Source organism: Mesorhizobium sp. WSM4844 (assembly GCF_055811775.1).
In genome coordinates this window covers 70,032-93,404 of sequence record NZ_JBVVQB010000013.1, presented here as the reverse complement: position 1 = coordinate 93,404, position 23,373 = coordinate 70,032, and the positions used below count along the sequence as shown (strand labels likewise).

The window sequence follows — 23,373 nt, the reverse complement described above, 5'->3', positions numbered from 1 at the left end:
ACGCACGGAGAGAGAATGACCGGGTTGAAACCACGCGCTACGCCGCGGACGATCGATGAGACGCTCGATCTCCTGACCGGCGCGGACTATGTGGCGGACCGGTCGCTGGCGACCGTGCTGTTCTTGTCGCTGCGCATGAAACGGCCGCTGTTCCTCGAGGGCGAGGCCGGCGTCGGCAAGACCGAGATCGCCAAGGTGCTGGCGCAAGCGCTCGGCCGCCGGCTGATCCGCCTGCAATGCTATGAAGGCCTTGATGTCTCTTCGGCCGTCTACGAGTGGAATTACGCCGCGCAGATGATCGAGATCCGCATGGAGGAGGCGGCCGGCAAGGTTGACCGCTCCGACATGGAACGCAACGTCTTTTCCGAAAAATACCTGATCCGCCGCCCGGTGCTCGACGCGCTGACCGGCAAGGCGGGCGCCGCCCCGGTCTTCCTGATCGACGAGCTCGACCGCACCGATGAGGCCTTCGAGGCGTTCCTGCTCGAAATCCTCTCCGACTTCCAGGTCACGGTGCCCGAGCTCGGCACGATCAAGGCGGAGGAGCCGCCGATCGTCATCATCACCACCAACCGCACCCGCGAGATCCACGACGCGCTGAAGCGGCGCTGCCTCTATCATTGGGTCGATTACCCGAATGCCGAGCGCGAGCTGGAAATCGTGCGCCGGAAAGTGCCGCAGGCCAACAGCCGGCTGTCGGCTGAGGTGGTTTCGTTCATCCAGAAGCTGCGCCAGATCGAACTGTTCAAGGTGCCGGGTGTGGCCGAGACCATCGACTGGGCCGGCGCGCTGACCGAACTCGACAAGGTGGCGCTCGATCCGGAAACCGTTTCCGACACGATCGGCGTGCTGCTGAAATACCAGGACGACATTGCCCGTATCGAGCAGGGCGAAAGCCGGCGCATCCTCAACGAGGTGAAGGCCGAGCTTTCGGCGGCGGAGTAGGGCGATGGCAACGCTGCGTCCCGAACCGAAAGAGGCAACGCCGGACGGGCGGATCGCCGATAACATCGTCTATTTCGCCCGCACCTTGCGCAAGGCCGGCATGCGGGTCGGCCCGGCCTCGGTCAAGGATGCCATCGAGGCGGTGCTGGCCGCCGGCATCGGTTCCCGCGACGATTTCTACTGGACGCTTCATGCCGTGCTGGTATCGCGGCACGAAGATCACCCCACCTTCGACGAAACCTTCCGGCTGTTCTGGAAATCGCACGAACTGATCGAAAAGATGCTGGCGATGTTTTCGCCGGTGGCGCCTGATATCAGAGAGAAGCAAAAGCCGCGGGCTGCAGAAAACCGCGTCAGCCAGGCGATGTTCGAGGGCCACCAGAAGAACCAGCCGGCGCAGGAAATCCCCGAGATCGAGGTCGACGCCCGCTTCACATTTTCCGGCAACGAGGTGCTGAGGGGCAAGGATTTTGCCCAGATGAACGCCGCCGAGATGATTGACGCCAAGAAGGCGATCGCCGAGTTGCGGCTGCCCTTCAACATGGTCAGGACACGCCGCTTCAAGTCTCATGCGCATGGTCGCCGTATTGATCCGCGCGCCATGATGCGTTCCGCTGCGCGCACCGGCGGCGAATTGATCCTGCCGAAATTCCGTTCAGCCCGCGAGGTTCACCCGCCGCTGGTCGTGCTTGCCGATATTTCCGGTTCGATGAGCCAGTACACGCGCATCTTCCTGCATTTTCTGCATGCGCTGACCGAAAAGCGCCGGCGCGTGCACGCCTTCGTTTTCGGCACCAGGCTGACAAATCTGACGCGGCAGATGCGCCATCGCGATCCAGACGCAGCACTCGCCGACTGTTCGGCGGCGGTGATGGACTGGTCGGGCGGCACCCGCATCGGCGATACGATGGGCGAATTCAACCGGCTGTGGTCGCGGCGTGTGCTGGGGCAAGGTGCGGTGGTTCTCCTGATCACCGACGGGCTGGAGCGCGACGACGTTGCCGGCCTGTCGGAGGAAATGGAGCGCCTGCGCAAATCCTGCCGGCGGCTGATCTGGCTGAACCCGCTGCTGCGCTTCGACGGCTTCGCGGCGCGCGCCCGCGGCGTCAAGGCGATGCTGCCGCATGTCGACGAATTTCGCTCGGTGCACAATCTCGATGCGCTCGCCGACCTGTGCGCGTCGCTGGACAAGACTTCGGCGCGCTCCGTCGACCCACGCAGATGGATTGAGGGTGGCGCGAGAGACGCAGCATAGTCATATGTTTTCTCCGGGAGAAACGGTGATGGAAAACAGCATTTATCTCGATGAGGCCCGCGATCCGCTGATCATCGCGGAAGGCTGGATGAAAGACGGCAAGGATGTCGCGATTGCCACCGTGGTCGAGACCTGGGGCTCGGCGCCGCGCCCGGTCGGCAGCCACCTTGTCATCGACGCGGACGGCAATTTCCACGGCTCCGTCTCTGGTGGCTGCGTCGAAGGCGCGGTGGTCACTGAGGCGGTCGACGTCATCGACAGCGGCAAGGCCAAGATGCTGGAATTCGGCGTCGCCGACGAGACCGCCTGGCAGGTCGGCCTGTCTTGCGGTGGCCGCATCAAGGTCTATGTCGAGCGGTTGGGTTAGGCCAGCACTATGGATCCGTATGCGCTGAAGACGCTGAACGCCGAACGCCGCGCCCGCCGCGCGGTGATCCTGGTCACCGATCTCGGCGATGGCCGCGATCGTATCGTGCGGGAGGGCGATCAGGTCGCCGGCGAATTGGGCGCTGCGATCGCCAAGGCGTTTCGATCAGGCAATTCCGGGTCGGTCGAGGCGGAAGGGCGAACCTTCTTCCTCAACGCCTACCTGCCGCAGCCGCGCCTGGTGGTGATCGGCGCAGTCCATATCAGCCAGGCACTGGCGCCGATGGCCAGGATCGCCGGCTACCCGGTGGAGATCGTCGATCCGCGCACGGCCTTTGCCACCGCAGACCGCTTTCCCGATGTCGCGCTGCATGCCGAATGGCCGGAGGATATCCTGAAGCGCCAGCCGCTCGACAGCTTTACGGCGCTGGCCGCCGTCACCCATGATCCGAAGATCGACGATTTCGCGCTGAAGGCGGCGCTCGACGCCAACTGCTTCTATGTCGGGGCGCTCGGCAGCCGCAAGACCCATGCGAAGCGGGTCGAACGCCTGCTGGCATTGGGCGCGACCGCCGACCAGATCGCGCGCATCCACGCGCCGATCGGTCTCGATATCGGTGCGGCGAGCCCGGCCGAAATAGCTGTGGCGGTGTTGGCGCAAGCGATCCAGGCGTTTCGTTCACGCGGCCTCGAATCCAAGGACGCGGTGGCGTGAAGTTTGGGCCAATCCCCGTAGATACGGCCGAAGGCGCAGTGCTGGCGCATGCCACCACGGCCGGAGAACGGCGCTTGCGCAAGGCACACAGGCTGAGCGCCGAGGATGTGTCTTTGCTCAAGTCAGCAGGGATTTCGGAGGTTGTCGCGGCTATTCTTGCTCCCGATGATTTGAGCGAGGACGCTGCCGCCGAAAAGATCGCCGAAAGCATGATCCATCGCAATGTCGAGGCGAAGCCCGCCGCGACCGGCCGGGTTAATCTACACGCCCGGGCGGCCGGTATCTTCACGGTCGATGCCGCGATGATCAACGCCATCAACGCCGTCGATCCGACCATCACCATCGCCACGCTGGCGCAGCACGCACCGGTCGAAAACGGCCAGATGGTCGCAACCGTGAAGATCATTCCCTTCGCCGTTGCTTCCGCCCTGGTCGATGCGGTGGCAAGGATCTGCGCCAGCGGCGAGATCTTTGCCGTCAATGCCTATCAGCCGGTGCGTGTCGGCGTCATCCAGACGGTTCTGCCCGGCATCAAGCCGAGTGTGCTCGACAAGACATTGCGGGTCACCGAAGCCCGTCTTGCGCGCTCGGGTGGCCGGCTGACGGCCGAGCGCCGCACGCCGCACGAAATTGGCGCCGTTGCGGAGGCTGCGGGCTCGCTGGCGCGCGACAACGATATTGTGGTGATCTTCGGCGCATCGGCGATGAGCGATTTTGGCGACGTCATCCCGGCAGCGATCGAGAAGGCCGGCGGCACCGTCACTCGCGCCGGCATGCCGGTCGATCCCGGAAATCTCCTGGTGCTCGGCGCGCTTGCCGGCAAGCGCGTCATCGGCGCGCCGGGCTGCGCCCGCAGCCCCAAGGAGAACGGCTTCGACTGGGTTCTCGACAGGTTGATCGCCGGTCTCGACGTGACGGCCAAGGATATTGCCGGCATGGGTGTCGGCGGTCTGTTGATGGAAATCCCGACCCGGCCACAGCCGCGCGAGCCGCTGCCGGCGCCAAAGTCTGAGAGTGCCGAGTTGAAGGTCGATATCGTGCTGCTGGCCGCCGGCCGCTCCAGCCGCATGGGCGGCCCGAACAAGCTGCTGGCGCTGTTCGACGGCCAGCCGCTGGTGCGCCGCAGCGCCGAGCGCGCGCTCGGCTCCAAAGCTTCGGGCACCGTCATCGTCACCGGCCATCAGCGCGAGCGTGTGCGCGCCGCGTTGTCGGGACTGGATGTGACTTTCGCCGATAATCCGGATTTCGCCGAGGGCCTGTCTTCATCGCTGAAGGCCGGCATCGCGCGGGTCAGAGCCGATGCTGCCGGCGCCATGATCGTGCTTGGCGACATGCCTGGCATCGCGTCAGCCGACCTCGACAGGCTGATCGATGCATTCCGCAAATTCGAGGGCCGATCGGTGGTGCGGGCCTCGCATGAGGGAAAGCGAGGCAATCCTGTGTTGCTGCCGCGTTCGCTGTTTGCGGCGATCGCTCATCTCGAAGGCGATACCGGCGCGCGCCATCTGGTCGAGGCCGAGGGGCTCGATGTCATCGATGTCGAGATCGGCAAGGCAGCGTCCATCGATGTCGACACCCCCGAGGCGCTGGCGGGCGCCGGCGGCGTGCTGCAGGATTGACAAACCGAGGCCGAAAAACGATGCCTGTGGGATGGCTGTTCGTACCGTCCTATCCCCCTGCGCCCTTCTGACTTTAATATTTTTCTTGTTTTCTTGCGCCGCTTACGCCGACGACCTCACGCTAAAGCCCTTCAAAGACGATCTGTTCGCCTATCCGGCCATCCTCTCGTCCGAGGGTGCCTATACAGTCGTCGATTATCGCGAGCTGCGCGATATCAACGCCCGCGACAAAGTGCCGGAGCGCCGCGCGCAGGCGCAGTATGTCGACACCGGTGTGCGCAAGGTGCAGCAGGATCTGCTGCTGAAGACCGACGCCGGCAATATCCGCCACGTCGCCGTCGGTCGCACACAAGGCGCCGGCATCATCGTGCTCTATCTCCACGGGCAGGGCGGCAGCCGTAAGCAGGGCGTCGACGATTTCACCTTCGGCGGCAATTTCAACCGCACCAAGAACCTGATGGCCGGCAATGGCGGCCTCTATCTGTCGCCGGACTTCTCCGATTTCGGCGACACAGGTGCTGCCCAGATCGCCGCGCTGATCGGCCACTATGCCGAACGGTCGCCGGGCGCGAAGATCTTCGTCGCCTGCGGCTCGATGGGCGGCGCACTATGCTGGAAGCTGGCCGTCCGCAAGGATACTGGCGGCCGCATCGGCGGGCTGCTGCTGCTCGGTTCGCTGTGGGATGAAAGTTTCCTCTCGAGCCCGGCCTTCAGCCGCCGGGTTCCGGTCTTCTTTGGCCAGGGCAGCAAGGACCCGGTGTTTCCAGTCGAGAAACAGGAAGCCTTCTTCCGTTCGATCCTGGCCAAATCGAAAACCTATCCGGCCCGCTTTGTCCGCTTCGAGACCGGCACGCACGGTACGCCGATCCGCATGACCGACTGGCGCGGCACGCTCAACTGGATGCTGTCGGAGGCCCCTTAAGGCGGTGTGTTGTAGTCCACCACCGTCTGCGGGTTGATCTCGCCGTCGTAGGAGGCGTCGACATCGTACTGCACCAGCGAGAAATTGCCGTTGCGAAACAGATAGGTGCCGGCCGACGCGGCATCGCCGACACCGCGCCACTTGTTGAGCGAAGAGATCGTCTTGGTGGCGTCGTCATACTCGGAATTGACCAGCTGGTCGTCGGTCTGGAAGCCGGTGACGTTGATCGCCTCGACCTTGCCTTCGCTATCGTTGTTCTCATAGTGGATATCGAGTTCCGGCGAGGCGAACTGCAGCTGCCGGACGCCTGACACATCGTCGTGGACATAGTAGACGGCACTCTCATTGTAGGCAGCCATCGAGCAGAAGAAGCGAAACAGCCGCGTCTCGCGTTCGGGCTGATCGGCCTCGGCGCCGGCATCCTTGTAGCGCAGGGAGTAGGCGTCCGGCTCTGCCAAGGGCTCGCCGCCAGGCATTTCCTTGTCGCACTGGTCGCCATAAGCGGCCGCAAACGCCTTCTTGGCCTGCTCCAGCGCCGCATCCTTCTTCGGCGGCGGCGGTGCGTCGCCGCAGCTTGCCGGCATGGCGTCCTCGAATTCGGCCTTGGACGGTTTCAGCGCGCCCTTGTCGATGAAGATCGGGCGGAATGGCGGTTCCTGGATCGAGGCGTTGACCTGGCGCAGCGTGTAGCATCCGGCAAAGACATTTTCGCTGCCGTCCTTGGCTGTCGCCCGGATGGCGACCGGAACATTGTAATAGATGCTGCCGGCCGCACCGTCTTCGGACATGCCACCGGTTTTGACCTCGACCCTTTCGGTGCCGTCATAGCCCTTGACGAAGGCGTCGAAATCCTGGACCGGCTTGGTTTCGCCGAAATAGTCCCAGGCGCGCGCGAATTCTTGCCGGTTGATGGCGCTGTAGAACGAGCGGATGACCGCTTCGGCGTCCGACCTGTCGTCGACATAAGGCGCTTCGGCGGCGAGCACCGGTTGGCCTGTCACGGCAAGGGAGAAAAAAGCGGTCGCTGCAAAAAGGGCGCTTCTCATCGGGAATCTCCACCGTGGGAAATCCTATCATAGCGATTGCGGCGACGCGGTGACGCTTGAAGAATCGCTGGCGGAGGCGCTAGCTGCCGCCGTCGGCGTTCCCGCCGGGATAGGAGTGTCACGTGACCATATCGATGTACGAAGCGTCCGTGCCGGTGTTTTCGGCCAGGTTGAAGGCGCTATCCAACGTGCTGAACATCGCCGAGCAGAATGCGCTCGACCGCAAGATCGATCCGCAGGTGTTTTTGACGTCGAGGCTGGCGCCGGACATGTATGCGTTGACCAGACAGGTGCAGATCGCCACCGACCACGCCAAGGGCGCGCCGTCGCGGCTTGCCGGTCGCGAGGTGCCGAAATACGAAGACAACGAGGCGAGCTTTGCCGATCTCCAGGCGCGAATCGCCAAGACCGTCGACCTTCTGGCGACATTCTCGGCTGCCGATATGGACGGCTCCGATGACAGAATGATCGAGCTGAAGCTTGGCCAGCGCGAATTCTCGATGGCCGGCATGCAGTATCTGCTGCATCTCGCCATGCCCAATTTCTATTTCCACGTGACCACGGCCTACGACATCCTGCGCCACAATGGCGTGCCGCTGAGCAAGGCGATTTTCATGGGATCGCGTTGAAGAATGGCGAGGGAGATATCCCGGTCGAGCCGGGATATCCGTGACTAACGTGAGGACATTTCGCGGGCGACGCGCGGAAAATCGGCTGGTTTGATGCCGATGTCGGCACGGTCGGCATTGCTCATCGAATGAAGCAGCGCCAGAGCCGCGCGGTAGCGCAGATGTTCCTGCGGACGCGGACGGGCGAACATTTCAGTGAGGAAACCCATGATTGAAGCCCCTGGTTGGTCCTCCCAAGCTTCAATGTAGGCGAATCGTGACAATTGTGCAGTGCAGCATTTGCATGGCAGCCATGCCGCGCTGATGTTTTGACTTCGCCGAGCGCCCCGCTTCGGCGTCTCGGAAAACTCGCTGGCCACTGGCGGCAGGGTTGGAGACAGCCCGCGCATTCCTGTATGCTGCGGCTTCCTTCCCGCGCAGCCGCGCAAAAGAGTTCCCGCCGGAGAAAATTCCATGCAAAAACGCCGCCTTGGTCGGACCGATCTTCTTGTTTCCCAGATTTGCCTGGGCTCGATGACCTGGGGCCAGCAGAACACCCAAGCGGATGGCCACGCCGAGATGGATCTGGCATTTTCGCGCGGCGTCAACTTCATCGACACCGCCGAGCTCTACCCGATCCCGCCCAAGGCGGAGACGCAAGGCTGGACAGAAAAGATCATCGGCAGCTGGATGAGGGCAAAGGGTAACCGCGACCAGGTGATCCTCGCCTCAAAAGTGGTTGGCCGCACCGCCAACACATGGTTTCGCGGCGATCGCCCGTCGAAGCTGGTGCGCGCCGACATCTTCGATGCCGTCGAAAAATCGCTGACCAGGCTCAACACCGATTATCTCGACCTTTACCAGATCCATTGGCCGGAACGGGACGTGCCATGGGGCGCCAATCCGAACCGCGTCGGTGCCGTGCCGCTGCGGGCCGATTCCGCCGGTGCACCGGGCGGCGAGACGCCGATCACCGAAACGCTCGCCGTCTTCGACGAATTGGTGAAGGCCGGAAAAATCCGCCATTTCGGCCTGTCGAACGAGAGTTCCTGGGGCGTCATGCGGTTTATCGGCGAAGCCGACAAAGGCGTCGGCCCGCGCCTGGCGTCGCTGCAGAACGCCTATAATTTCGTCAACCGCGGCTTCGAGGTGAACCTTGCCGAGGTCTGCGAGCGCGAACAGGTTTCCCTGCTCGCCTATTCGCCGCTGGCGCAAGGCTACCTGACCGGCAAATACGACCATGGCGCGCGGCCGCAAGGCTCGCGTTCTCAGCTTTTCAACCGTGGCCAGCGCTACGAGACGCCCAATGCCGCGGAGGCGCAGCTCCAGTATAACGAACTGGCGCGCTCTTTCGGCATGGAGCCGGCATTGTTTGCCAACGCTTATGTCACGAGCCGGCCCTTCGTCACTTCGAGCATCATCGGCGCGACGACCCTTCCGCAGCTCGAAATGGCACTGTCGTCCGCCGATGTCGTCTGGACCGAAGATATGCAGAAGGCGGTCGATGCAATCCATCAGCGTGTCGGCAACCCGTGTCCGTGAGCTGCTTCCCGGTGCTGCAAGGTGCGATTGCTGAACGATTGCAGTAGAGAGGGGGAAAAGTGGATTTTCCAATTGAGGTCGTGCGCGAGAAATTTCCGGCACTGTCGCTGACCGACAAGGGCCGTCACCGCATCTATCTCGACAATCCTGCCGGCACTCAGGTGCCGCAGGCGGTCGCAGACGCGGTGTCACGCTGCCTGCTGACAACAAACGCCAATCTCGGCGGCTTCTTCGAAACCACGATCGCGGCGCAACAGATCGTCGATGACGCCCATGCGGCGATGGCCGATTTCCTCGGTGCTGCAAGCCCGCAGGAAATCGTCATCGGCGCCAATATGACGACGCTGACCTACCACATGTCGCGCACGCTCGGCCGCACGATGAAACCCGGCGACGAGATCATCCTCACCCGTATGGACCACGAGGGCAACGTTTCGCCGTGGCTGCAACTCGCCGAAGATCTTGGCCTTGTCGTGCGCTGGCTGGCTTTCGATGAGCAGAGCTGGCAGATCGAGGAGGCGGCGCTTGCTGCGCTGCTCACCGACAGGACGCGGCTTGTCGCCTTGAACTACGCCAGCAATCTGACCGGCTCGGTCAACCGGGTGAAGGCGCTGACCCGCATCGCCAGGCAGGCTGGCGCGCTGGTCTATGTCGACGCCGTGCAGTTCGCGCCGCACGGCCTGATCGATGTGCAGGACATTGGCTGCGATTTCGTGGCCTGCTCGGCCTATAAATTCTTCGGGCCGCACATGGGCATAGTGTGGGGCCGGCTGGATGTCATCGACGCGCTGACACCGTACAAATGCCGCTGTTCGTCCAACGCTCTGCCGGAGCGATTCGAACTCGGCACGCCGCAGATCGAGTTGATGGCCGGACTGACAGCCGCGGTCGATTATTTTGCGGAGCTGGGCGCCGCCGCCGGTAAGGATGGTTCGCGACGTGCTAGGATAGTCGAGGCGTTTGAAATTTCAATTGCTTACGAGAACAGGCTGACGCAAAAGTTGATCGACGGCCTGTCGGCTATTTCAGGCCTGACCATCCACGGCATCACCGATCCGGCGCGTGTCGGCGAGCGCGTGCCGACGGTTTCGTTCACCGTCGACGGCATCGTGCCGGAGACGATCGTGCGGCAGATGAATGCGGAAAACATCTTCCTGTGGTCCGGCCACAACTACGCCTGGGAGATCGTCCATCAGCTTGGCATTCCAGCCGAGCACGGTGTCGTGCGCATCGGCATCGCCCATTACAATACGGCGGCCGAGATCGACGAGACGCTGGAGAGCGTGCACCGGGTTATCGCGATGCTGCGACAGGAGCGATCCTGAGGCATCCGGCTGATATTAGCGTTTCTTGCCGCCGCCGAATCCGGTGAGGAAGGCAGTGAGGTTGTCGCCGAGTTCGTCGCAGAGATAGCCGCCTTCCTGGACGATGACCGTCGGCAGGCCGAGGCCGGCGATGGCTTCGCCGATGCGCGAGAAGCCTGGCGTCGTCACCGTCAGCCCACCGAACGGATCGCCCTCGAAGGCGTCGAGGCCGAGCGCCATGACAAGCGTTTCCGGCGCAAAGGCGCGGATACGCTGTAACGCGACGTCGAGTGCTTCCAGGAACACAGAATCGCCGGATTTGCGCGCCAGCGGCAGGTTGAGATTGTAGCCGAGACCAGACCCTTCGCCGCGTTCGTCGGCATGACCCCAGAAGAACGGATAGAAGCGCACCGGATCGGCATGCAGCGAAACGGTGAGCACGTCCGGCCGGGCATAGAAAATGCCTTGCGTGCCGTTGCCGTGATGCAGGTCGACGTCGAGGATCGCCACCCGCGCAGCTTGCCTGCGCAGCACCTGCGTCGCGACCGCCGAATTGTTGATGAAGCAGAAGCCGCCGGCGACGTCGGCAAAGGCGTGATGGCCGGGCGGACGGCACAGCGCATAGGCAGCCGGCGCGCCCGCCATCACCGCCTCGGCGGCCTCGACCGCGCTCCAGGCGCTCCACAGCGCGCTCGCCCAAGTCTCGGCGGAGATCGGGCAAGCGGTGTCGGCCATGTGGTAGCCGGCCTGGCCGACCGCCGAGGCCGGATAGGAGCCGCCCCGCGCGATCGGATGAATGTTGGGGATGACTTCGGCCGAAGCGCCTTCGATGCGCTGCCAGCGCGTAAAAATGTGCTTGAGAAAATCGAGATATTCGGGCGTATGCACCGCTGCAACCGGACCAAGCCCGTGATCTCTCGGCCGTTCGATCGTGCAGCCGGCAGCCTCGGCGCCGGCGAGCAGCCGTTCGACGCGTTCAGGCTTTTCCGGATTGGGCTTTTGGGCGCCGCTGGAGAGGAACGCCTTGGGATCGTGGCGTTTCTGCTCTTCGGCATAAAAGGCTTTCATGATTTCCCTCATTCCTCTGGTGCATCGGCGAAGGCAAAGAACGCGTCGCCGACGATTTTTTGCACCTGTTCGTAGCTCGACCAGGCAATGCCCAGCCTTTCATAAAAGGCCTTGGCGGTTTCATTGTCGCTGTCGACGGACAGTCTGAGATAGGCGCCGCCGTCCTTCCGGCATTCCCGGGCGACACGCCGCAGCAGGCGTTCGCCGATCCTGCGGCCGCGAAACCGATCTTCGACATAGAGGTCCTGCACATAGACGCCGGGCCGCCCCATCCAGGTCGAGAAGATCGGGAAATGCAGGCACAGGCCGGCAAACTCGCCGCCGACTTCGGCAATCAGAGTCGAGAAGGCAGGTTTTTCGCCAAAGCCATGGGTGCGAAGGTCTTCGGGCGTAGAAGTGATTTCCTGATGCGCGCCGGTATGCGCGCCAAGCCGCAGGATCGCGGCATGGATGGTTTCGACGTCCTCGATGCGGCCGGGGCGGATGAGGACGTTTGTTGATGGCGTAGTCACGGCGCCCAGGCACCCCCCTCTGTCCTGCCGGACATCTCCCCCGCAAGGGGGGAGATTGGCAGCTTCGATCTTGGCGTCTGTCCTGCAACGTAGACGATTGGCGAAAACGACTGGGACATCCGATCTCCCCCCTTGCGGGGGAGATGTCCGGTAGGACAGAGGGGGGTGCGACGGAACGCAAGCATCTCAAACCATCGTCTCAAAAAGCCACCCGGTCACCGCCCTTGAGCGCCAGCATCTCGCGCGCCTCGGTGGGCGTGGCGACGTCCAGCGACAGCCCATCGAGCACGCTGCGGATGCGGCGCACCTGGTCGGCATTGGACTTTGCCAGCTGGCGGCCGTCGTAAAGGCTGTCCTCCAGCCCGACGCGGACATTGCCGCCCATCGCCGCCGCAATCGCAATCATCGGCATCTGGTGGCGCCCGGCGGCCAGCACCGAAAACTGGTAGCTGTCGCCGAACAGTTTGTCGGCGATGCGCTTCATATGGACCAGATTGTCGGGATCGGCGCCGATACCGCCGAGAATGCCGAACACGAACTGGATGAACAGAGGTCCCGACACCAGACCTCGATCGCGAAAATGCGCCAGTGAATAGAGGTGGCCGACATCGTAGCATTCAAATTCGAAGCGTGTGCCGCAGCCCTTTCCAAGTCTTTCGAGCACGGTCTCCATATCGGCAAAGGTGTTTTTGAAGATCGTGTCGCGGGTCGCTTCCAGCAGTTTCGACTCCCACTCGTGCTGCCACTCCCTTGACCGGTCGAGCATCGGGAACAGCGCGAAATTCATCGAGCCCATGTTGAGCGAGCACATTTCGGGCTCGGCCCTGAGTGGTGCGGCCAGCCGCTGGTCGAGCGTCATCAGCGAGGAGCCGCCGGTGGTGATGTTGATCACCGCTGATGTCGCCTGCTTGATGCGCGGCAGGAACTGCATGAACACATCAGGATCGGCGGTCGGCCGCCCGTCCTTCGGGTCACGGGCGTGAAGATGCAGGATCGAGGCGCCGGCTTCGGCAGCCGCGATCGCCTCTGCGGCGATCTGGTCCGGCGTCACCGGCAGATGCGGCGACATCGACGGCGTGTGCACCGACCCGGTGACGGCGCAGGTGATGATGACTTTTCGCGGCGCCATGGCTCAGCCTTCGACCGGCAGGTCGAGTTCGCCGGCCAGCACCTGCAGCGAGTCACCGATGATGGCGACGATCTCGCCGATCTGCTCGGCCGTGACGATCATCGGCGGCGCCACCATGAAATTGTCGCCATCAACGCCGCCCTTGACCTTTCGCCCATAGATGATCAGGCCGCGCTCATAGGCGAGGTCGAGCAGGCGCTGGGTGGCCTTCTTCGCCGGTGCGATCGGCCGCAGCGTATCGGGGTCGGCGACCATCTCGGCGCCTAGGAGCAGTCCCTTGCCGCGCACGTCGGCGACGAACGGAAACCGCTTGGCCAGGCCCTTCAACTCAGCCATCAAAAGATCGCCCATGCCAGCCGCATTGGCGATCAGGTCGAGACGGTCCATTTCGCCAAGCACGGCGAGCCCGGCGGCGCAGGCGAGCGGATTGCCGGCATAGGTATGGCCATGCTGGAAGCCGCCGGAGGCGAGCAGCGGCTGCACCAGCCGCATGGATGCCGCCAGCGCGCCGAGCGGCGCATAGCCCGAGCCCAGCCCCTTCGACAGCGCGACGATGTCGGGCTTGCAGTCAAAATGGTCGCCGCCGAGGAATTTGCCGGTGCGGCCGGCACCGCTCATCACTTCGTCATGGATGAGCAGGATGCCGTAGCGGTCGCAGATTTCGCGGATGCGCGGATAATAGCTGTCCGGCGCCACTAGCGCCGCGGTGGCAGCGCCGCCGACCGGCTCCATGATGAAGGCGAGCACGCTTTGCGGCCCCTCGGCGAGGATCTTCTCCTCCAGCATGTCGGCGTAGCGGACGCCGCGCTGTTCCATCGAGAGATTGTCGCGGTCGCGCCAGGCGGCCGGCGCCGGCACGGTCGGCATGACCTGCATCATCGGCGCAAAGGTTTCGGCCAGCGCATCGTCGCCGGTGACGGCGAGCGCCCCGAGCGTGCCGCCATGATAGGATGGAAAGCGCGTGATCACCTTCCAGCGGCTGGCCCGTCCGGTGGCGACAGCCCATTGCCGCGCCAGCTTGACGCAGGATTCCGTCGCTTCCGAACCGCCCGAGACAAAGAAGATCCGGTCCAGGCCTTCGGGCAGCTTTCCGGCCAACTCCCGTGCCAGGTCCTCGGCCGGCTCGTTCTCGAAATGCAGCCGGTAGGCGAAGGTGGCGCGATCCATCTGCCGCTTCATCGCATCGAGTACGTTGCGGTTGGAATGACCGATATTGGCGACCATCGGTCCGCTCGACCCGTCGATGAAGCGGCGGCCGTCCTGCGTCCAGATGTAGATGCCTTCGGCGCGGTCGACCAGCGGCCGGCGCAGGCTGGACAGATAGAACAGATGCGACGGCAGGCGCGTCTCGGTATCCGGGGCAGGGGTCTGGGACTTCAGCATGTCAGGATTTTCCGAGATAGCGGTCGAGTACATTCCTGGTGACACGCTCGACCATCGCGTCCTGCCTTAGCAGGCCGGCGACCCATTCGCAGCTTCCGGCGTGGAACACCTCGCCGTTGCCGCGCCGGAAATTGACGATCATGCCGTTGCCGCGCTTGACCTTTTCGAGATTGGCGTCGCTCGCCTCGCCGAACAGCGCTTCGGCGGTGAAGCGTCCATCCTCGTCGCCGAGAAACTGGTGCTCGAACGGGATGTCGGCGCTCTCCTCGACTTGCGCAGCCATGCCGACCGCAAGGATTTCCAGCCCATCCGGCGCGCCGCTGTCGGGCGTCGGGTAGGGCAGGCCGCCGTGGATCTCGTGGTCGAGCCCGTCGACCTCGTAGCCATAGACATGGCTGTCGGCGCCGAGCAGGTCGCCGTAATAGATGCCTGTGCCGGCGAATGCCCAATGCTCAGGCCGGTAGACCGGAAAGCCGCGCACGCCGCGCGGTGCGCAACCGCCCCAGCCGGCGTAGATGCCCCTGGTCGCATTGAGCCCGAAGGTCGTCGCACCCGGCCGGCCGATTTCCGGTGCTTCCCAGGAGTTGGTGGCGCGGGTCACGTCGCCGCCGCGATAGACCGGATCCTCGGCGCGGGCGCGGTATTTGTAGCAGACCTGACGGCGCCCCTCATCCTCCAGTCTGGTCTGCCACATGAAATTGCCGGCGAAGCGCGCCGCATGGCCGCCGCGCTCGACATAGGCGTCGACAGCGTCGCGCATCTCCCAGGTCCAGTATTCGTCATGGCCGACGAAGATGACGCAGTCATAGCCGTCGAGGATTTCGGGCGAGAAATGCAATTCGTTCTGGCTGGCAAGGTCGACCGCATAGCCGGCGCGTTCGGCAAAACGAAAGAAGTGGCTGTCATAGCTTGCCCAGCCGGACGAGGCGTATTTCTTCGAATGGCCGGTGGCGAAGGCCCATTCCATATGCGGATAGCGCGGCACGGTTTTGGGCGGCACGGCGACTTCGAGCGGCACGCGCGGCGCCTCCTTCGGCAGGATAACAAAGCCGCGGCACCATGGCCGCTGCGTCGACACGATTGGGGCATACTGGTCGCGGTTCGGGCCGGTGATGCCTTCGTAATGATTGGAGCCGCCCCAGGTGTTGTAGGCAAGCCAGGTGCCGGTGGCTGCGACCTGCAGCACACCACCCCGTTTCTTGCCGGGCTGCGGGGTAACGATGAAAAGATGGAGGCAGCGGATCGGCTTGCCGTCGCGGCCATCCGCCGTCAGCGCGACGCGATAGGCCCCGGACGGCCAGTCGTCGCCGACGCGAAATTCAAACGAAGCGTCCCAGCCGCAGCCCACGACCGAACATTGGTCGGGCGTATCCTGCCAGCGCGCCGCGATCCCAGACGTCTCGAACATTTTCGTTTCGGTGCCGCCGTCGCGGACGATCGCCATGCTGAAGCTGGAGGCTGTAGAGCTTACATGCAGCACCACCGTCTCGCCCCGGCGGTATGAGAAACGGTCGCTGTAGCACCAGATCTCGCCATGTTCGCCGTCCATGCCCGGCCACTCCCAGTAGTGGCCGCGCACCGCTTGCCGGCGCTGGTGGGGCGTCAGTCCGAAATCGGGGAACTCGGTCGGCAAGTCAGTCATGGCTACCGGCATGATCGAAGATCGCCATTTCGGCCATCTGCTCGGCAAGCGTCAATCGGAAACGATCGGGCCAGCGATAGCTGACAGCCGGCCTTGGCCTTGCCTGTCAAACCGACTATCTCTCAAAAGGCGGCCTTTTCCGCCGCGGGAGCCGACATGCTGAGAGTGCAAAAGGTCAGGGTGGACGACATCTACGTGCCGACCGCGCGCAGGAAGACGCTGCATCCCGAGACCGTTCGGCATCTGGCCGAGGACATTCTGGAAAACGGCATGAAGACGCCGATCCAGGTGCGCCACGACGGCAAGCGCCATATCCTGGTTGAAGGCCTGCACCGGCTGGAAGCGGCAAAGTGGCTCGGCGAGACCGAGATCGAGGCCTATCTGGTGCAAGCCAAGCGCCACTAGGTTTACGCGTCCGCCGGAATCGGCCTGGCGAAGTTTTTCGCGAAACCGTGTCGGGCTGCGCGTTGCCCACTCGTCCTTGAGACGGAAACCGGCATTCAAGCCAACTCTTTAGCAAGCAAGTGAGGAGACCATCATGACGACCAAGCTCGACATCGCCCCCAGCTCCGACCGTGAACTGGTTCTCGCCCGCATCATCGATGCGCCGCGCGAGAACGTCTATCGCTGCTGGACCGAGCCGAAGCTCGTGACGCAATGGTTCGCGCCAAAGCCGTGGACGACGCCGCGCGCCGAAATGGACGTGCGCACCGGCGGCTCCAGCCTGGTTGTGATGGCCGGTCCCGACGGCAACGAATTCCCGAACCCCGGGGTCTTCCTCGAAGTCGTGCCGGGCAAAAAGATCGTTCTCACCGACGCCTACACAAAGGCCTGGGAGCCGTCCGAAAAGCCGTTCATGACGGTCGTGCTGACCTTTGAGGATGAGGGCGAGGGCAAGACCCGCTACATCGCCCAGGTTGCGCATTGGTCGGTCACTGACCGCGAAGAGCACGAGAAGATGGGCTTTCACGAGGGCTGGGGCCAGTGCGCCGACCAGCTCGAAGAAGTCGCCAGGCGGCTTTGATATCGGCGGGACGCAAGGAGACCGACATGTCCAGATCGATGTTTTTCGCCATTTTCGCCTCGGCCGCGGCGCTCTTCGCCGCGCCGGGCGCCAGCAATGCCGAGGACGTAAAGCCGTCCATGACCAGCGAAACGAAAGCCATGCCCAAGCCGGCGAAATCCGGCCTGCTGCCGATCAACGGCCTGAATTATTATTATGCCGTCTATGGCCGGGGCGAGCCGCTGCTTCTGCTGCATGGTGGTCTCGGCACCACAGACATGTTCGCGCCGATCCTGCCGAAGCTTGCCGAAAGCCGCACCGTCATCGGCGTCGACCTGCATGGTCACGGCCGCACCGCGCTCGGCGATCGGCCGTTGAGCCTTGAGGCGATGGGCGACGACATGGCGGCGATCGTCAAGGCGCTCGGCTACGACAAAGTCGACGTCATGGGTTATTCGCTGGGCGGCGGCGTTGCCTTCCGCATGGCCGTCCAGCATCCCGAGACAGTGCGCCGGCTGGTGCTGGTCTCGACCGGCTATGCCTCGGACGGCTTCTATGCCGACATGCGTACTCAACAGGCGCAGGTCGGCGCCGCGATGGCCGACATGATGAAGGACACGCCGATGTACAAATCCTACGTGGCGGTCGCGCCGCACCCGCAGGATTTTCCAAAACTGCTCGACCAGCTCGGCACCCATATGCGCAAGGACTACGACTACTCCGCCGACGTGGCGAAGCTGAAGATGCCGGTCATGCTGGTGTTCGGCGACAGCGACATGTATCGTCCCGAGCACGAGATCAAGTTCTACCAGATGCTCGGCGGCGGGTTGAAGGACGCCGGCTGGATGCGCGAGAACCTGTCGCAGAACCGCCTGGCCATCCTGCCGAACCGCACCCACTACGACGTGTTTTTCGCACCGGAACTGGTGACCGCGGCGCTGCCCTTCCTCAATGACGAAACCAAGGTCAAGTCCTGGGACGAGATCGTCAGAGAAACGGAATAACCACCTGACAACGGCCTGTCCGGCCCATATCCCGCGAGATGGCCGGCGACGCTCGTTGCGCATCGCGCCTGATCGCACGTTCGGCCTGCCGCATCACGCCAACAGATGGCGCCATCAATGCTTTTCAATTGACGCTCCTATCCCGGCAGCTACCTTCCTGCCAATCTTCAGAAAGAGGGCTAAGGCAATGGCGAAACATCAGGGTGGCTGCCTGTGCGGGGCAGTGCGCTACCGCACCGAGGCCGCGCCGATCAACGAGCGCGTCTGCCATTGCCGGCTTTACCAGAAGGCGCTGGGCGCGGCCTTCAACGCCCGCGTGCTGTTCCGCATCGACGACGTGACCATCGACGGGCCGGTGGCGACGGTGAATTCCTCGCCCGATCTCAAGCGCGGCTTCTGCCCGGGCTGCGGCACGACGATATTTTCCCGGCGCGACTCCGCCGGCATCATCGGCATCACCTCCGGCTCGCTCGACGATCCTTCCATGTTCAAGCCGCAGATGCATATCTGGACTGCCTCGAAGCAGCCCTGGGTACAGCTCGACGACGGACTGCCGCAATATGAAGGCGCCCCACCGCCGAATTGAAGCACAGGCGAATTGAAGTACATGCGAACTGAAGCACAGGCGAACCGAAGCGCAGGCGAAATCAAGCACAAGGCGTGCCCAAATTTTTTCGTCCGGGACACGAGATAGTCGGCAAAGCGTCATTGGCGAGCCATCATTGCCGCCTATCTATTGCCTGCGGGTCGGCAGTCGAAGGAGGCGACGGATGAACGACAGAATTAACACCCTGGATGAGCTTTTGAGCGATCCGATGGTCAAGCTGGTGATGGAGCGTGACCGCGTGCAGCCGGCCGAGCTTCGCTCGCTGCTCGAAGAAAAGGTTCGCCGGGATGATGATGCGCCGGTCAATCCCGTCACCGATCGCCCCAACTCTGATCGCCTTGGCACCGACCGCTCCGTCCCGCCCGCTCATATGGTAGCCGAGAGCTGCCACAATCTATGGTTGTGCGGCTAGGCAGCGACCTGCTGGCGTCGCGATCCTTCGCGCCCTCTCGGTCCTGCAGCGTTTCCAGGCTCTCACCGCTACGGTGATAGAGCGAGCGCCTTGCCCAGCCCCTCTGCCCTAACAATTTGATTCAAACTTTGTTGGTAATTTCTTGTTAGTAATCCGGACTGGTTTGTCCGGCGGCGTTGTCTTGCCATCGGTCTGTTGTGTTCTGCGTACAGGTCCAGATGCGGTTATCAGGCGTCGTCATCTTCTCGATCGCGTCACTTTGCCTTGCCGGCTGCACGTCCACGTCCGGCGTCGACGCGCTGCAAGTGCCGTCCAGCGAGACGACCAGCTCGGTTGTGCGGCCGCCCGCGCCGGTGGCGTCGGTCGGCGCTGCCGATGCCGAACCCGACTTTGCGCCGGAGGAGGCGACGGAGCAGACCGTGGCCATGGCCACTCCGGAGCCTGCCGAAAGCATCGAGCCACCCGTCGAGCCGATTGCCTTGGTGGCGCCGAAGCGGCTGGCACGGGCAGCACCGATCCTTGCCGAGCCGGTCCAGCGCTATCGTTTCCGTGACGCCAAGCCGATCAATTTCGGCAGGGCATCGCCCAGGCATCTCGCCGTTCACGGCGTCGACGTCTCGCGCTGGCAAGGCAACGTGAACTGGGGCAAGCTGCGCGCGCAGGGCGCGAACTTCGCCTACATCAAGGCGACCGACGGCGGCGATCACCTCGACCCGATGTTCAGGAAGAACTGGCGCAATGCCGACGCCGCCGGCCTCAAGCGCGGCGCCTATCACTTCTTCTACTGGTGCCGCACCGCTGGTGAGCAGGCTGACTGGTTCATCCGCAACGTGCCGAGGGTCGAGGGCGCCTTGCCGCCGGTGATCGATGTCGAGTGGAACGGCGAATCCAGCTGCAAGCGGCGGCCGTCGCGGCAAAAGGTGCTGGAGAAGATGCAGGTCTTCATGGACAAGCTCGAGCGCCACTACGGCCAGCGGCCCATCATCTACACCGCGCCTGATTTCTACCGCGACAATCTCAGAGGCGCATTTCTGGACTATCCATTCTGGCTGCGCGCGGTGGCACAGCACCCGTCAAAGGTCTATCCCGGCCGCAAATGGGTGTTCTGGCAGTATTCCGGCTCCGGCCTGTCGCATGGGGTGAGGGGCCGCATCGACCTCAACGTCTTCCACGGCGACGAGAGAGCCTGGCGGAACTGGGTTGGCGGGCGGCAGATGGTGGCCGAGGCGGAGTAGGCGGCCGAACAAAGTGTCCATTTGCAGACCAGCATGAGGTGAATATCGACGGACCTGAGCGCCTGTCGCGGAAGTGTCATCGATCCGTCATCGCTTTGAAATGTCGTTCCCGCAAATCAGGTGGCTTCCATTCGAACAGGAGACGCCACCCGTGCCCCGCCATTCCGCGCTTTTCGTCCTGACGGCAGCGCTTGCTGCCTCGGTTTCGCTGCCGGCCCATGCCGACATGATGTTCAACCGGGTCGCTAGCTTCGCGGTGGCCGGAAACCTCCCGGCGGATGTCGAGAAGACCACGCCGACTTCGTCCGAGATCATCACGGCGAGCGAAGACGGCATGACGCTGGTTTATTCCGATAGCCCGCTCGGTGCGGTCGGCTTCATCGACATCGCCGATCCCAAGGCGCCCAAGGCCGGCGGCATCGTCAAGATATCAGGCGAGCCGACCTCGGTTGTGGTCATCGGCGGCAAGGTGCTGGCCGGCGTCAACACGTCGGAAAGCAAAGCCAGGCCTTCGGGCAACCTCAGCGTTATCGATCTTGCCTCCAAGGCGATCGAAAGCACCTGCGACCTCGGCGGCCAGCCGGACTCGCTGGCGTTCAGCAAGGACGGCAAGTTTTTGGCCATCGCCATCGAGAACGAGCGCGACGAGGATCTGAGCGACGGAGAAATTCCGCAGATGCCGGCGGGCGACCTCAGGATCTTCACGCTTGCCGAAGGCCAGCCTGATTGCGCGACGATGAAGACAGTCAACCTGGCGGGCATTGCCGAAGTCGCTGGGGAAGATCCGGAGCCGGAATTCGTCGCCTTCAACGAGGCCGGTGAGATAGCGGTCACGCTGCAGGAAAACAACGACATCGCCATCGTCAACGCCGAAACCGGCGCGATCGTCACGCACTTCTCCGCAGGCTCGGCCACTCTGGACAATATCGACACCAGGAAGAACGGCGCCTTGTCGTTCGATGGCAGGATCGAAAACGTCGCGCGCGAGCCCGACGCCGTGAAATGGCTCGACAATGACCGCCTCGCCGCCGCCAACGAAGGCGACTACAAGGGCGGCTCGCGCGGTTTCACGATCTTCAGCAAGAAGGGCGAGGTGCTCTACGAATCCGGTTCGTCCTTCGAGTACCAAGTCGCCAATGCCGGCCATTATCCCGACGACCGCAACAAGAAGGGCGTCGAGCCGGAAGGTCTCGAGACCGGCACGTTCGGCGAGGACAGGCTGATTTTCGTCGCTTCGGAGCGTGGCTCGGTTGTCGGCGTCTACAAGGACACGGGTGCGGAGCCAGGGTTTGTCCAGATCCTGCCGTCCGGCATCGGCCCGGAAGGCCTGGTCGCGATCCCGTCGCGCAATCTCCTGGTCACCGCCAACGAGGCCGACCTGGTCGAGGACGGGCTCGCCCGCTCGCACGTGATGATCTACGAGCGCTCCGAAGGCCCCGCCGCTTACCCGATGATCACGGCAAAGCCCACGGCAGACGGGACGCCGCTCGGCTGGGGCGCGCTTTCGGCGCTCGCGGCCGGCGACGCTGCCGGCAAGCTGTTCGCTGCCTCGGACTCTTTCTACGCCAACGCGCCTTCGATCTTCGAGATCGATGCCACCCAGACGCCGGCGCTGATCACCGGCAAGACCATCGTCACGCGTGATGGCCATCCTGCACAGAAGATCGACATCGAGGGTCTTGTCGCCGACGGTGAAGGCGGCTTCTGGCTGGCCAATGAAGGAGATCCGGCAAAGCTCGTCCCGCACGCCATCCTGCGCGTCGACGACAAGGGCGAGATCAAGCAGGAAATCGGCTTCCCGATGGAACTGCTCGCCCACCAGAGCCGCTTCGGTCTCGAAGGCATCACCGCGATCGGCGAAGGCGACGACCTGGCGCTGGTGATGGCCGTGCAACGCGAATGGGCCGACGATGCGAAGGGCCAGGTCAAGCTTTTGGCCTACAAGCCGAAGGCCAAGGAATGGTCGGCGGTGCGCTACCCGCTCGAAGCGACCGAAGCTGGCTGGATGGGCCTGTCGGAGATCACCACGCATGACAGCAAGCTCTACATCCTCGAACGCGACAACCAGATCGGCGACCTGGCCAAGGTGAAGCGCATCTATTCGGTGGCGCTCGACGCCTTCAAACCGGCCAAGCTTGGTGGCGACCTGCCGTTGGTCGAAAAGACGCTGGTGCGCGACATCGTCGGCGACCTGAAATCAGCCACCAACGGCTATGTCATCGACAAGGTCGAAGGTTTCACCATCGACAAGAACGGCGATATCTTCGTCGCCACCGACAATGACGGCGTCGACGATTCTTCCGGCGAAACCCTGTTTTTACGCCTGGGCAACATCAGCGCCGTGAACTGAGGGTGTTTCCCTCCCCCTTGAGGGGAGGGTCGATCCGCGAAGCGGATCGGGGTGGGGTCGTTTCGGCCGCTCGACTTCTGCCTGACGGACAATCCGACAACAGCCGCAGAATCTTCGCTGCGGCTGTTTTCGTTGGCGACATGCGCGGCGGGTTGACGTCTATGCTGACCGCTTCGTGTCTTATGGCATTCTACGATCCCGGTGCGCCGGATACCTTCAAATGGATGCCGACGTCGTTGAGCGCCCACATGGATGCAATCAAGACAGGACAGGCCATCGCCGGGAACGACGCGTGGGTCGGCATCTGGACGGCCATGCTTGAAGAGGCGAAGGCTGAAATCAATACGAAAGGGCCGTTGCTGGTGTGCATCAAGACGGAGGCTCATTTGAGAAGTCAAGGGCAGCCGACTGGCATCCATGGTCCGAGCTACGCCTGCTCAAAGGCTACCACGCCATCAGAACTGGCAATGTGCGACGACGAAAGCATCTGGGCGAAAGATCGAGCAATGAACTCGATATATTTCTGGATTCGCGACAACGTCGAGCCGGAACTCTGAAAACGCATCCTGGGTGTCCAACAGATCTGGCTTACAGACCGCAACGGCTGCGGAGCCAACAAAGAGTGCCTGAACTCGGTTTACGACCAAAGGCTTCAGGAACTGAAAACAATGGTCATTCAGTGATTTCGATAACGAATAGGGAAACC

Annotated in this window: 24 protein-coding genes; 17 read left to right on the top strand and 7 right to left on the bottom strand. The window is 63.2% G+C overall.

From position 1 onward, the window contains the following. The first annotated feature begins 15 nt into the window (after nucleotides 1–15). Genes AC0L2A_RS13420 through AC0L2A_RS13395 form a run of 6 tightly spaced genes read left to right on the top strand, consistent with a single transcriptional unit; the run spans nucleotide 16 to nucleotide 5,822 of the window. Nucleotides 16–945 carry an AAA family ATPase gene (locus tag AC0L2A_RS13420; protein ID WP_473609209.1) on the top strand — a complete coding sequence of 310 codons (930 nt, stop codon included), beginning with the start codon at nucleotides 16–18 and terminating at the stop codon, nucleotides 943–945. A 4-nt stretch (nucleotides 946–949) separates the two neighbouring features. Beyond that, entirely contained in the window at nucleotides 950–2,200 is a 1,251-nt protein-coding gene (locus AC0L2A_RS13415) for a vWA domain-containing protein (protein ID WP_473609208.1), read from the top strand. Between the two features lie 28 nt (nucleotides 2,201–2,228). Then, on the top strand, nucleotides 2,229–2,567 hold the full coding sequence (locus AC0L2A_RS13410; RefSeq protein WP_027154201.1) for an XdhC family protein: 339 nt from the start codon (nucleotides 2,229–2,231) through the stop codon (nucleotides 2,565–2,567). Nucleotides 2,568–2,576: 9 nt separating this feature from the next. Next, nucleotides 2,577–3,281, top strand: coding sequence for an XdhC family protein (locus tag AC0L2A_RS13405; RefSeq protein WP_128173195.1), 705 nt, complete (start codon nucleotides 2,577–2,579; stop codon nucleotides 3,279–3,281). After that, the gene (locus tag AC0L2A_RS13400) at nucleotides 3,278–4,900 is read left to right on the top strand and encodes an NTP transferase domain-containing protein (protein ID WP_473609206.1); all 1,623 of its coding nucleotides are present in this window, start codon (nucleotides 3,278–3,280) and stop codon (nucleotides 4,898–4,900) included. Before AC0L2A_RS13405 ends, AC0L2A_RS13400 begins: the two co-directional genes overlap by 4 nt. Nucleotides 4,901–4,931: 31 nt before the next feature. Further along, nucleotides 4,932–5,822 carry an alpha/beta hydrolase family protein gene (locus tag AC0L2A_RS13395; RefSeq protein ID WP_473609205.1) on the top strand — a complete coding sequence of 297 codons (891 nt, stop codon included), beginning with the start codon at nucleotides 4,932–4,934 and terminating at the stop codon, nucleotides 5,820–5,822. Here AC0L2A_RS13395 and AC0L2A_RS13390 read toward each other — a convergent pair. Beyond that, the gene (locus tag AC0L2A_RS13390; RefSeq protein WP_473609204.1) at nucleotides 5,819–6,868 is read right to left on the bottom strand and encodes a DUF1176 domain-containing protein; all 1,050 of its coding nucleotides are present in this window, start codon (nucleotides 6,866–6,868) and stop codon (nucleotides 5,819–5,821) included. The genes AC0L2A_RS13395 and AC0L2A_RS13390 overlap by 4 nt on opposite strands. A gap of 122 nt (nucleotides 6,869–6,990) precedes the next feature. On the opposite strand from AC0L2A_RS13390, the gene AC0L2A_RS13385 reads away from it, so the two are divergent. Beyond that, a complete protein-coding gene (locus AC0L2A_RS13385; protein WP_128168478.1) occupies nucleotides 6,991–7,497 on the top strand; it encodes a DUF1993 domain-containing protein in 507 nt (168 codons plus the stop codon). Nucleotides 7,498–7,541: 44 nt separating this feature from the next. Here the strand turns inward: AC0L2A_RS13385 and AC0L2A_RS13380 are convergent, their stop codons facing one another. After that, nucleotides 7,542–7,952 carry a hypothetical protein gene (locus tag AC0L2A_RS13380; RefSeq protein WP_473609253.1) on the bottom strand — a complete coding sequence of 137 codons (411 nt, stop codon included), beginning with the start codon at nucleotides 7,950–7,952 and terminating at the stop codon, nucleotides 7,542–7,544. On the opposite strand from AC0L2A_RS13380, the gene AC0L2A_RS13375 reads away from it, so the two are divergent. Beyond that, complete coding sequence (locus AC0L2A_RS13375; RefSeq protein ID WP_473609202.1) at nucleotides 7,951–9,018, top strand: aldo/keto reductase; 1,068 nt, start codon at nucleotides 7,951–7,953, stop codon at nucleotides 9,016–9,018. The genes AC0L2A_RS13380 and AC0L2A_RS13375 overlap by 2 nt on opposite strands. Before the next feature lie 59 nt (nucleotides 9,019–9,077). Continuing rightward, on the top strand, nucleotides 9,078–10,343 hold the full coding sequence (locus tag AC0L2A_RS13370; RefSeq protein ID WP_473609201.1) for a cysteine desulfurase-like protein: 1,266 nt from the start codon (nucleotides 9,078–9,080) through the stop codon (nucleotides 10,341–10,343). 15 nt (nucleotides 10,344–10,358) lie between these two features. Here AC0L2A_RS13370 and AC0L2A_RS13365 read toward each other — a convergent pair whose 3' ends face one another. The 5 genes from AC0L2A_RS13365 to AC0L2A_RS13345 all read right to left on the bottom strand — a co-directional run bounded on the left by AC0L2A_RS13365 (nucleotide 10,359) and on the right by AC0L2A_RS13345 (nucleotide 16,056). Next, nucleotides 10,359–11,390, bottom strand: a complete 1,032-nt coding sequence (locus AC0L2A_RS13365) for a histone deacetylase family protein (RefSeq protein ID WP_473609200.1) — start codon at nucleotides 11,388–11,390, stop codon at nucleotides 10,359–10,361. 8 nt (nucleotides 11,391–11,398) lie between these two features. Next, the gene (locus AC0L2A_RS13360; RefSeq protein WP_473516240.1) at nucleotides 11,399–11,902 is read right to left on the bottom strand and encodes a GNAT family N-acetyltransferase; all 504 of its coding nucleotides are present in this window, start codon (nucleotides 11,900–11,902) and stop codon (nucleotides 11,399–11,401) included. Between the two features lie 199 nt (nucleotides 11,903–12,101). Beyond that, on the bottom strand, nucleotides 12,102–13,031 hold the full coding sequence (gene kce, locus AC0L2A_RS13355; RefSeq protein WP_473609198.1) for a 3,5-dioxohexanoate:acetyl-CoA acetone transferase: 930 nt from the start codon (nucleotides 13,029–13,031) through the stop codon (nucleotides 12,102–12,104). Between the two features lie 3 nt (nucleotides 13,032–13,034). Then, nucleotides 13,035–14,414 (bottom strand): aminotransferase family protein, encoded by a 1,380-nt coding sequence (locus tag AC0L2A_RS13350; protein WP_473609197.1) that lies wholly within the window; start codon nucleotides 14,412–14,414, stop codon nucleotides 13,035–13,037. A 1-nt stretch (nucleotide 14,415) separates the two neighbouring features. After that, a complete protein-coding gene (locus AC0L2A_RS13345) occupies nucleotides 14,416–16,056 on the bottom strand; it encodes a N,N-dimethylformamidase beta subunit family domain-containing protein (RefSeq protein ID WP_473609195.1) in 1,641 nt (546 codons plus the stop codon). A gap of 156 nt (nucleotides 16,057–16,212) precedes the next feature. Here AC0L2A_RS13345 and AC0L2A_RS13340 point away from each other — a divergent pair, with 156 nt between their 5' ends. From AC0L2A_RS13340 to AC0L2A_RS13305, 8 genes are all read left to right on the top strand, one after another. After that, complete coding sequence (locus tag AC0L2A_RS13340; RefSeq protein WP_023798216.1) at nucleotides 16,213–16,461, top strand: ParB N-terminal domain-containing protein; 249 nt, start codon at nucleotides 16,213–16,215, stop codon at nucleotides 16,459–16,461. Nucleotides 16,462–16,594: 133 nt separating this feature from the next. Further along, nucleotides 16,595–17,080 (top strand): SRPBCC family protein, encoded by a 486-nt coding sequence (locus tag AC0L2A_RS13335; RefSeq protein ID WP_473609194.1) that lies wholly within the window; start codon nucleotides 16,595–16,597, stop codon nucleotides 17,078–17,080. A gap of 26 nt (nucleotides 17,081–17,106) precedes the next feature. Continuing rightward, on the top strand, nucleotides 17,107–18,063 hold the full coding sequence (locus tag AC0L2A_RS13330; protein ID WP_473609193.1) for an alpha/beta fold hydrolase: 957 nt from the start codon (nucleotides 17,107–17,109) through the stop codon (nucleotides 18,061–18,063). A 187-nt stretch (nucleotides 18,064–18,250) separates the two neighbouring features. Further along, nucleotides 18,251–18,649 carry a GFA family protein gene (locus tag AC0L2A_RS13325; protein WP_473609192.1) on the top strand — a complete coding sequence of 133 codons (399 nt, stop codon included), beginning with the start codon at nucleotides 18,251–18,253 and terminating at the stop codon, nucleotides 18,647–18,649. 184 nt (nucleotides 18,650–18,833) lie between these two features. Continuing rightward, nucleotides 18,834–19,082: a hypothetical protein gene (locus AC0L2A_RS13320; protein ID WP_091591341.1), complete on the top strand. Its 249-nt coding sequence runs from the start codon at nucleotides 18,834–18,836 to the stop codon at nucleotides 19,080–19,082. A 218-nt stretch (nucleotides 19,083–19,300) separates the two neighbouring features. Beyond that, a complete protein-coding gene (locus AC0L2A_RS13315) occupies nucleotides 19,301–20,317 on the top strand; it encodes a glycoside hydrolase family 25 protein (RefSeq protein ID WP_473609191.1) in 1,017 nt (338 codons plus the stop codon). Between the two features lie 151 nt (nucleotides 20,318–20,468). Then, complete coding sequence (locus AC0L2A_RS13310; protein WP_473609190.1) at nucleotides 20,469–22,667, top strand: esterase-like activity of phytase family protein; 2,199 nt, start codon at nucleotides 20,469–20,471, stop codon at nucleotides 22,665–22,667. Between the two features lie 161 nt (nucleotides 22,668–22,828). Beyond that, on the top strand, nucleotides 22,829–23,224 hold the full coding sequence (locus tag AC0L2A_RS13305) for a lysozyme inhibitor LprI family protein (protein ID WP_473519592.1): 396 nt from the start codon (nucleotides 22,829–22,831) through the stop codon (nucleotides 23,222–23,224). Nucleotides 23,225–23,373 lie beyond the last annotated feature (149 nt).

Bases quoted from the DNA above. Each gene is read 5' to 3' on its own strand.
- AC0L2A_RS13420 (WP_473609209.1), top strand. From the start codon at position 16: ATGACCGGGTTGAAACCACGCGCTACGCCGCGGACGATCGATGAGACG.
- AC0L2A_RS13415 (WP_473609208.1), top strand. From the start codon at position 950: ATGGCAACGCTGCGTCCCGAACCGAAAGAGGCAACGCCGGACGGGCGG.
- AC0L2A_RS13410 (WP_027154201.1), top strand. From the start codon at position 2,229: ATGGAAAACAGCATTTATCTCGATGAGGCCCGCGATCCGCTGATCATC.
- AC0L2A_RS13405 (WP_128173195.1), top strand. From the start codon at position 2,577: ATGGATCCGTATGCGCTGAAGACGCTGAACGCCGAACGCCGCGCCCGC.
- AC0L2A_RS13395 (WP_473609205.1), top strand. From the start codon at position 4,932: ATGGCTGTTCGTACCGTCCTATCCCCCTGCGCCCTTCTGACTTTAATA.
- AC0L2A_RS13390 (WP_473609204.1), bottom strand. From the start codon at position 6,868: ATGAGAAGCGCCCTTTTTGCAGCGACCGCTTTTTTCTCCCTTGCCGTG.
- AC0L2A_RS13375 (WP_473609202.1), top strand. From the start codon at position 7,951: ATGCAAAAACGCCGCCTTGGTCGGACCGATCTTCTTGTTTCCCAGATT.
- AC0L2A_RS13380 (WP_473609253.1), bottom strand. From the start codon at position 7,952: ATGGAATTTTCTCCGGCGGGAACTCTTTTGCGCGGCTGCGCGGGAAGG.
- AC0L2A_RS13365 (WP_473609200.1), bottom strand. From the start codon at position 11,390: ATGAAAGCCTTTTATGCCGAAGAGCAGAAACGCCACGATCCCAAGGCG.
- kce (WP_473609198.1), bottom strand. From the start codon at position 13,031: ATGGCGCCGCGAAAAGTCATCATCACCTGCGCCGTCACCGGGTCGGTG.
- AC0L2A_RS13350 (WP_473609197.1), bottom strand. From the start codon at position 14,414: ATGCTGAAGTCCCAGACCCCTGCCCCGGATACCGAGACGCGCCTGCCG.
- AC0L2A_RS13345 (WP_473609195.1), bottom strand. From the start codon at position 16,056: ATGACTGACTTGCCGACCGAGTTCCCCGATTTCGGACTGACGCCCCAC.
- AC0L2A_RS13340 (WP_023798216.1), top strand. From the start codon at position 16,213: ATGCTGAGAGTGCAAAAGGTCAGGGTGGACGACATCTACGTGCCGACC.
- AC0L2A_RS13335 (WP_473609194.1), top strand. From the start codon at position 16,595: ATGACGACCAAGCTCGACATCGCCCCCAGCTCCGACCGTGAACTGGTT.
- AC0L2A_RS13330 (WP_473609193.1), top strand. From the start codon at position 17,107: ATGTCCAGATCGATGTTTTTCGCCATTTTCGCCTCGGCCGCGGCGCTC.
- AC0L2A_RS13325 (WP_473609192.1), top strand. From the start codon at position 18,251: ATGGCGAAACATCAGGGTGGCTGCCTGTGCGGGGCAGTGCGCTACCGC.
- AC0L2A_RS13320 (WP_091591341.1), top strand. From the start codon at position 18,834: ATGAACGACAGAATTAACACCCTGGATGAGCTTTTGAGCGATCCGATG.
- AC0L2A_RS13315 (WP_473609191.1), top strand. From the start codon at position 19,301: ATGCGGTTATCAGGCGTCGTCATCTTCTCGATCGCGTCACTTTGCCTT.
- AC0L2A_RS13305 (WP_473519592.1), top strand. From the start codon at position 22,829: ATGCTGACCGCTTCGTGTCTTATGGCATTCTACGATCCCGGTGCGCCG.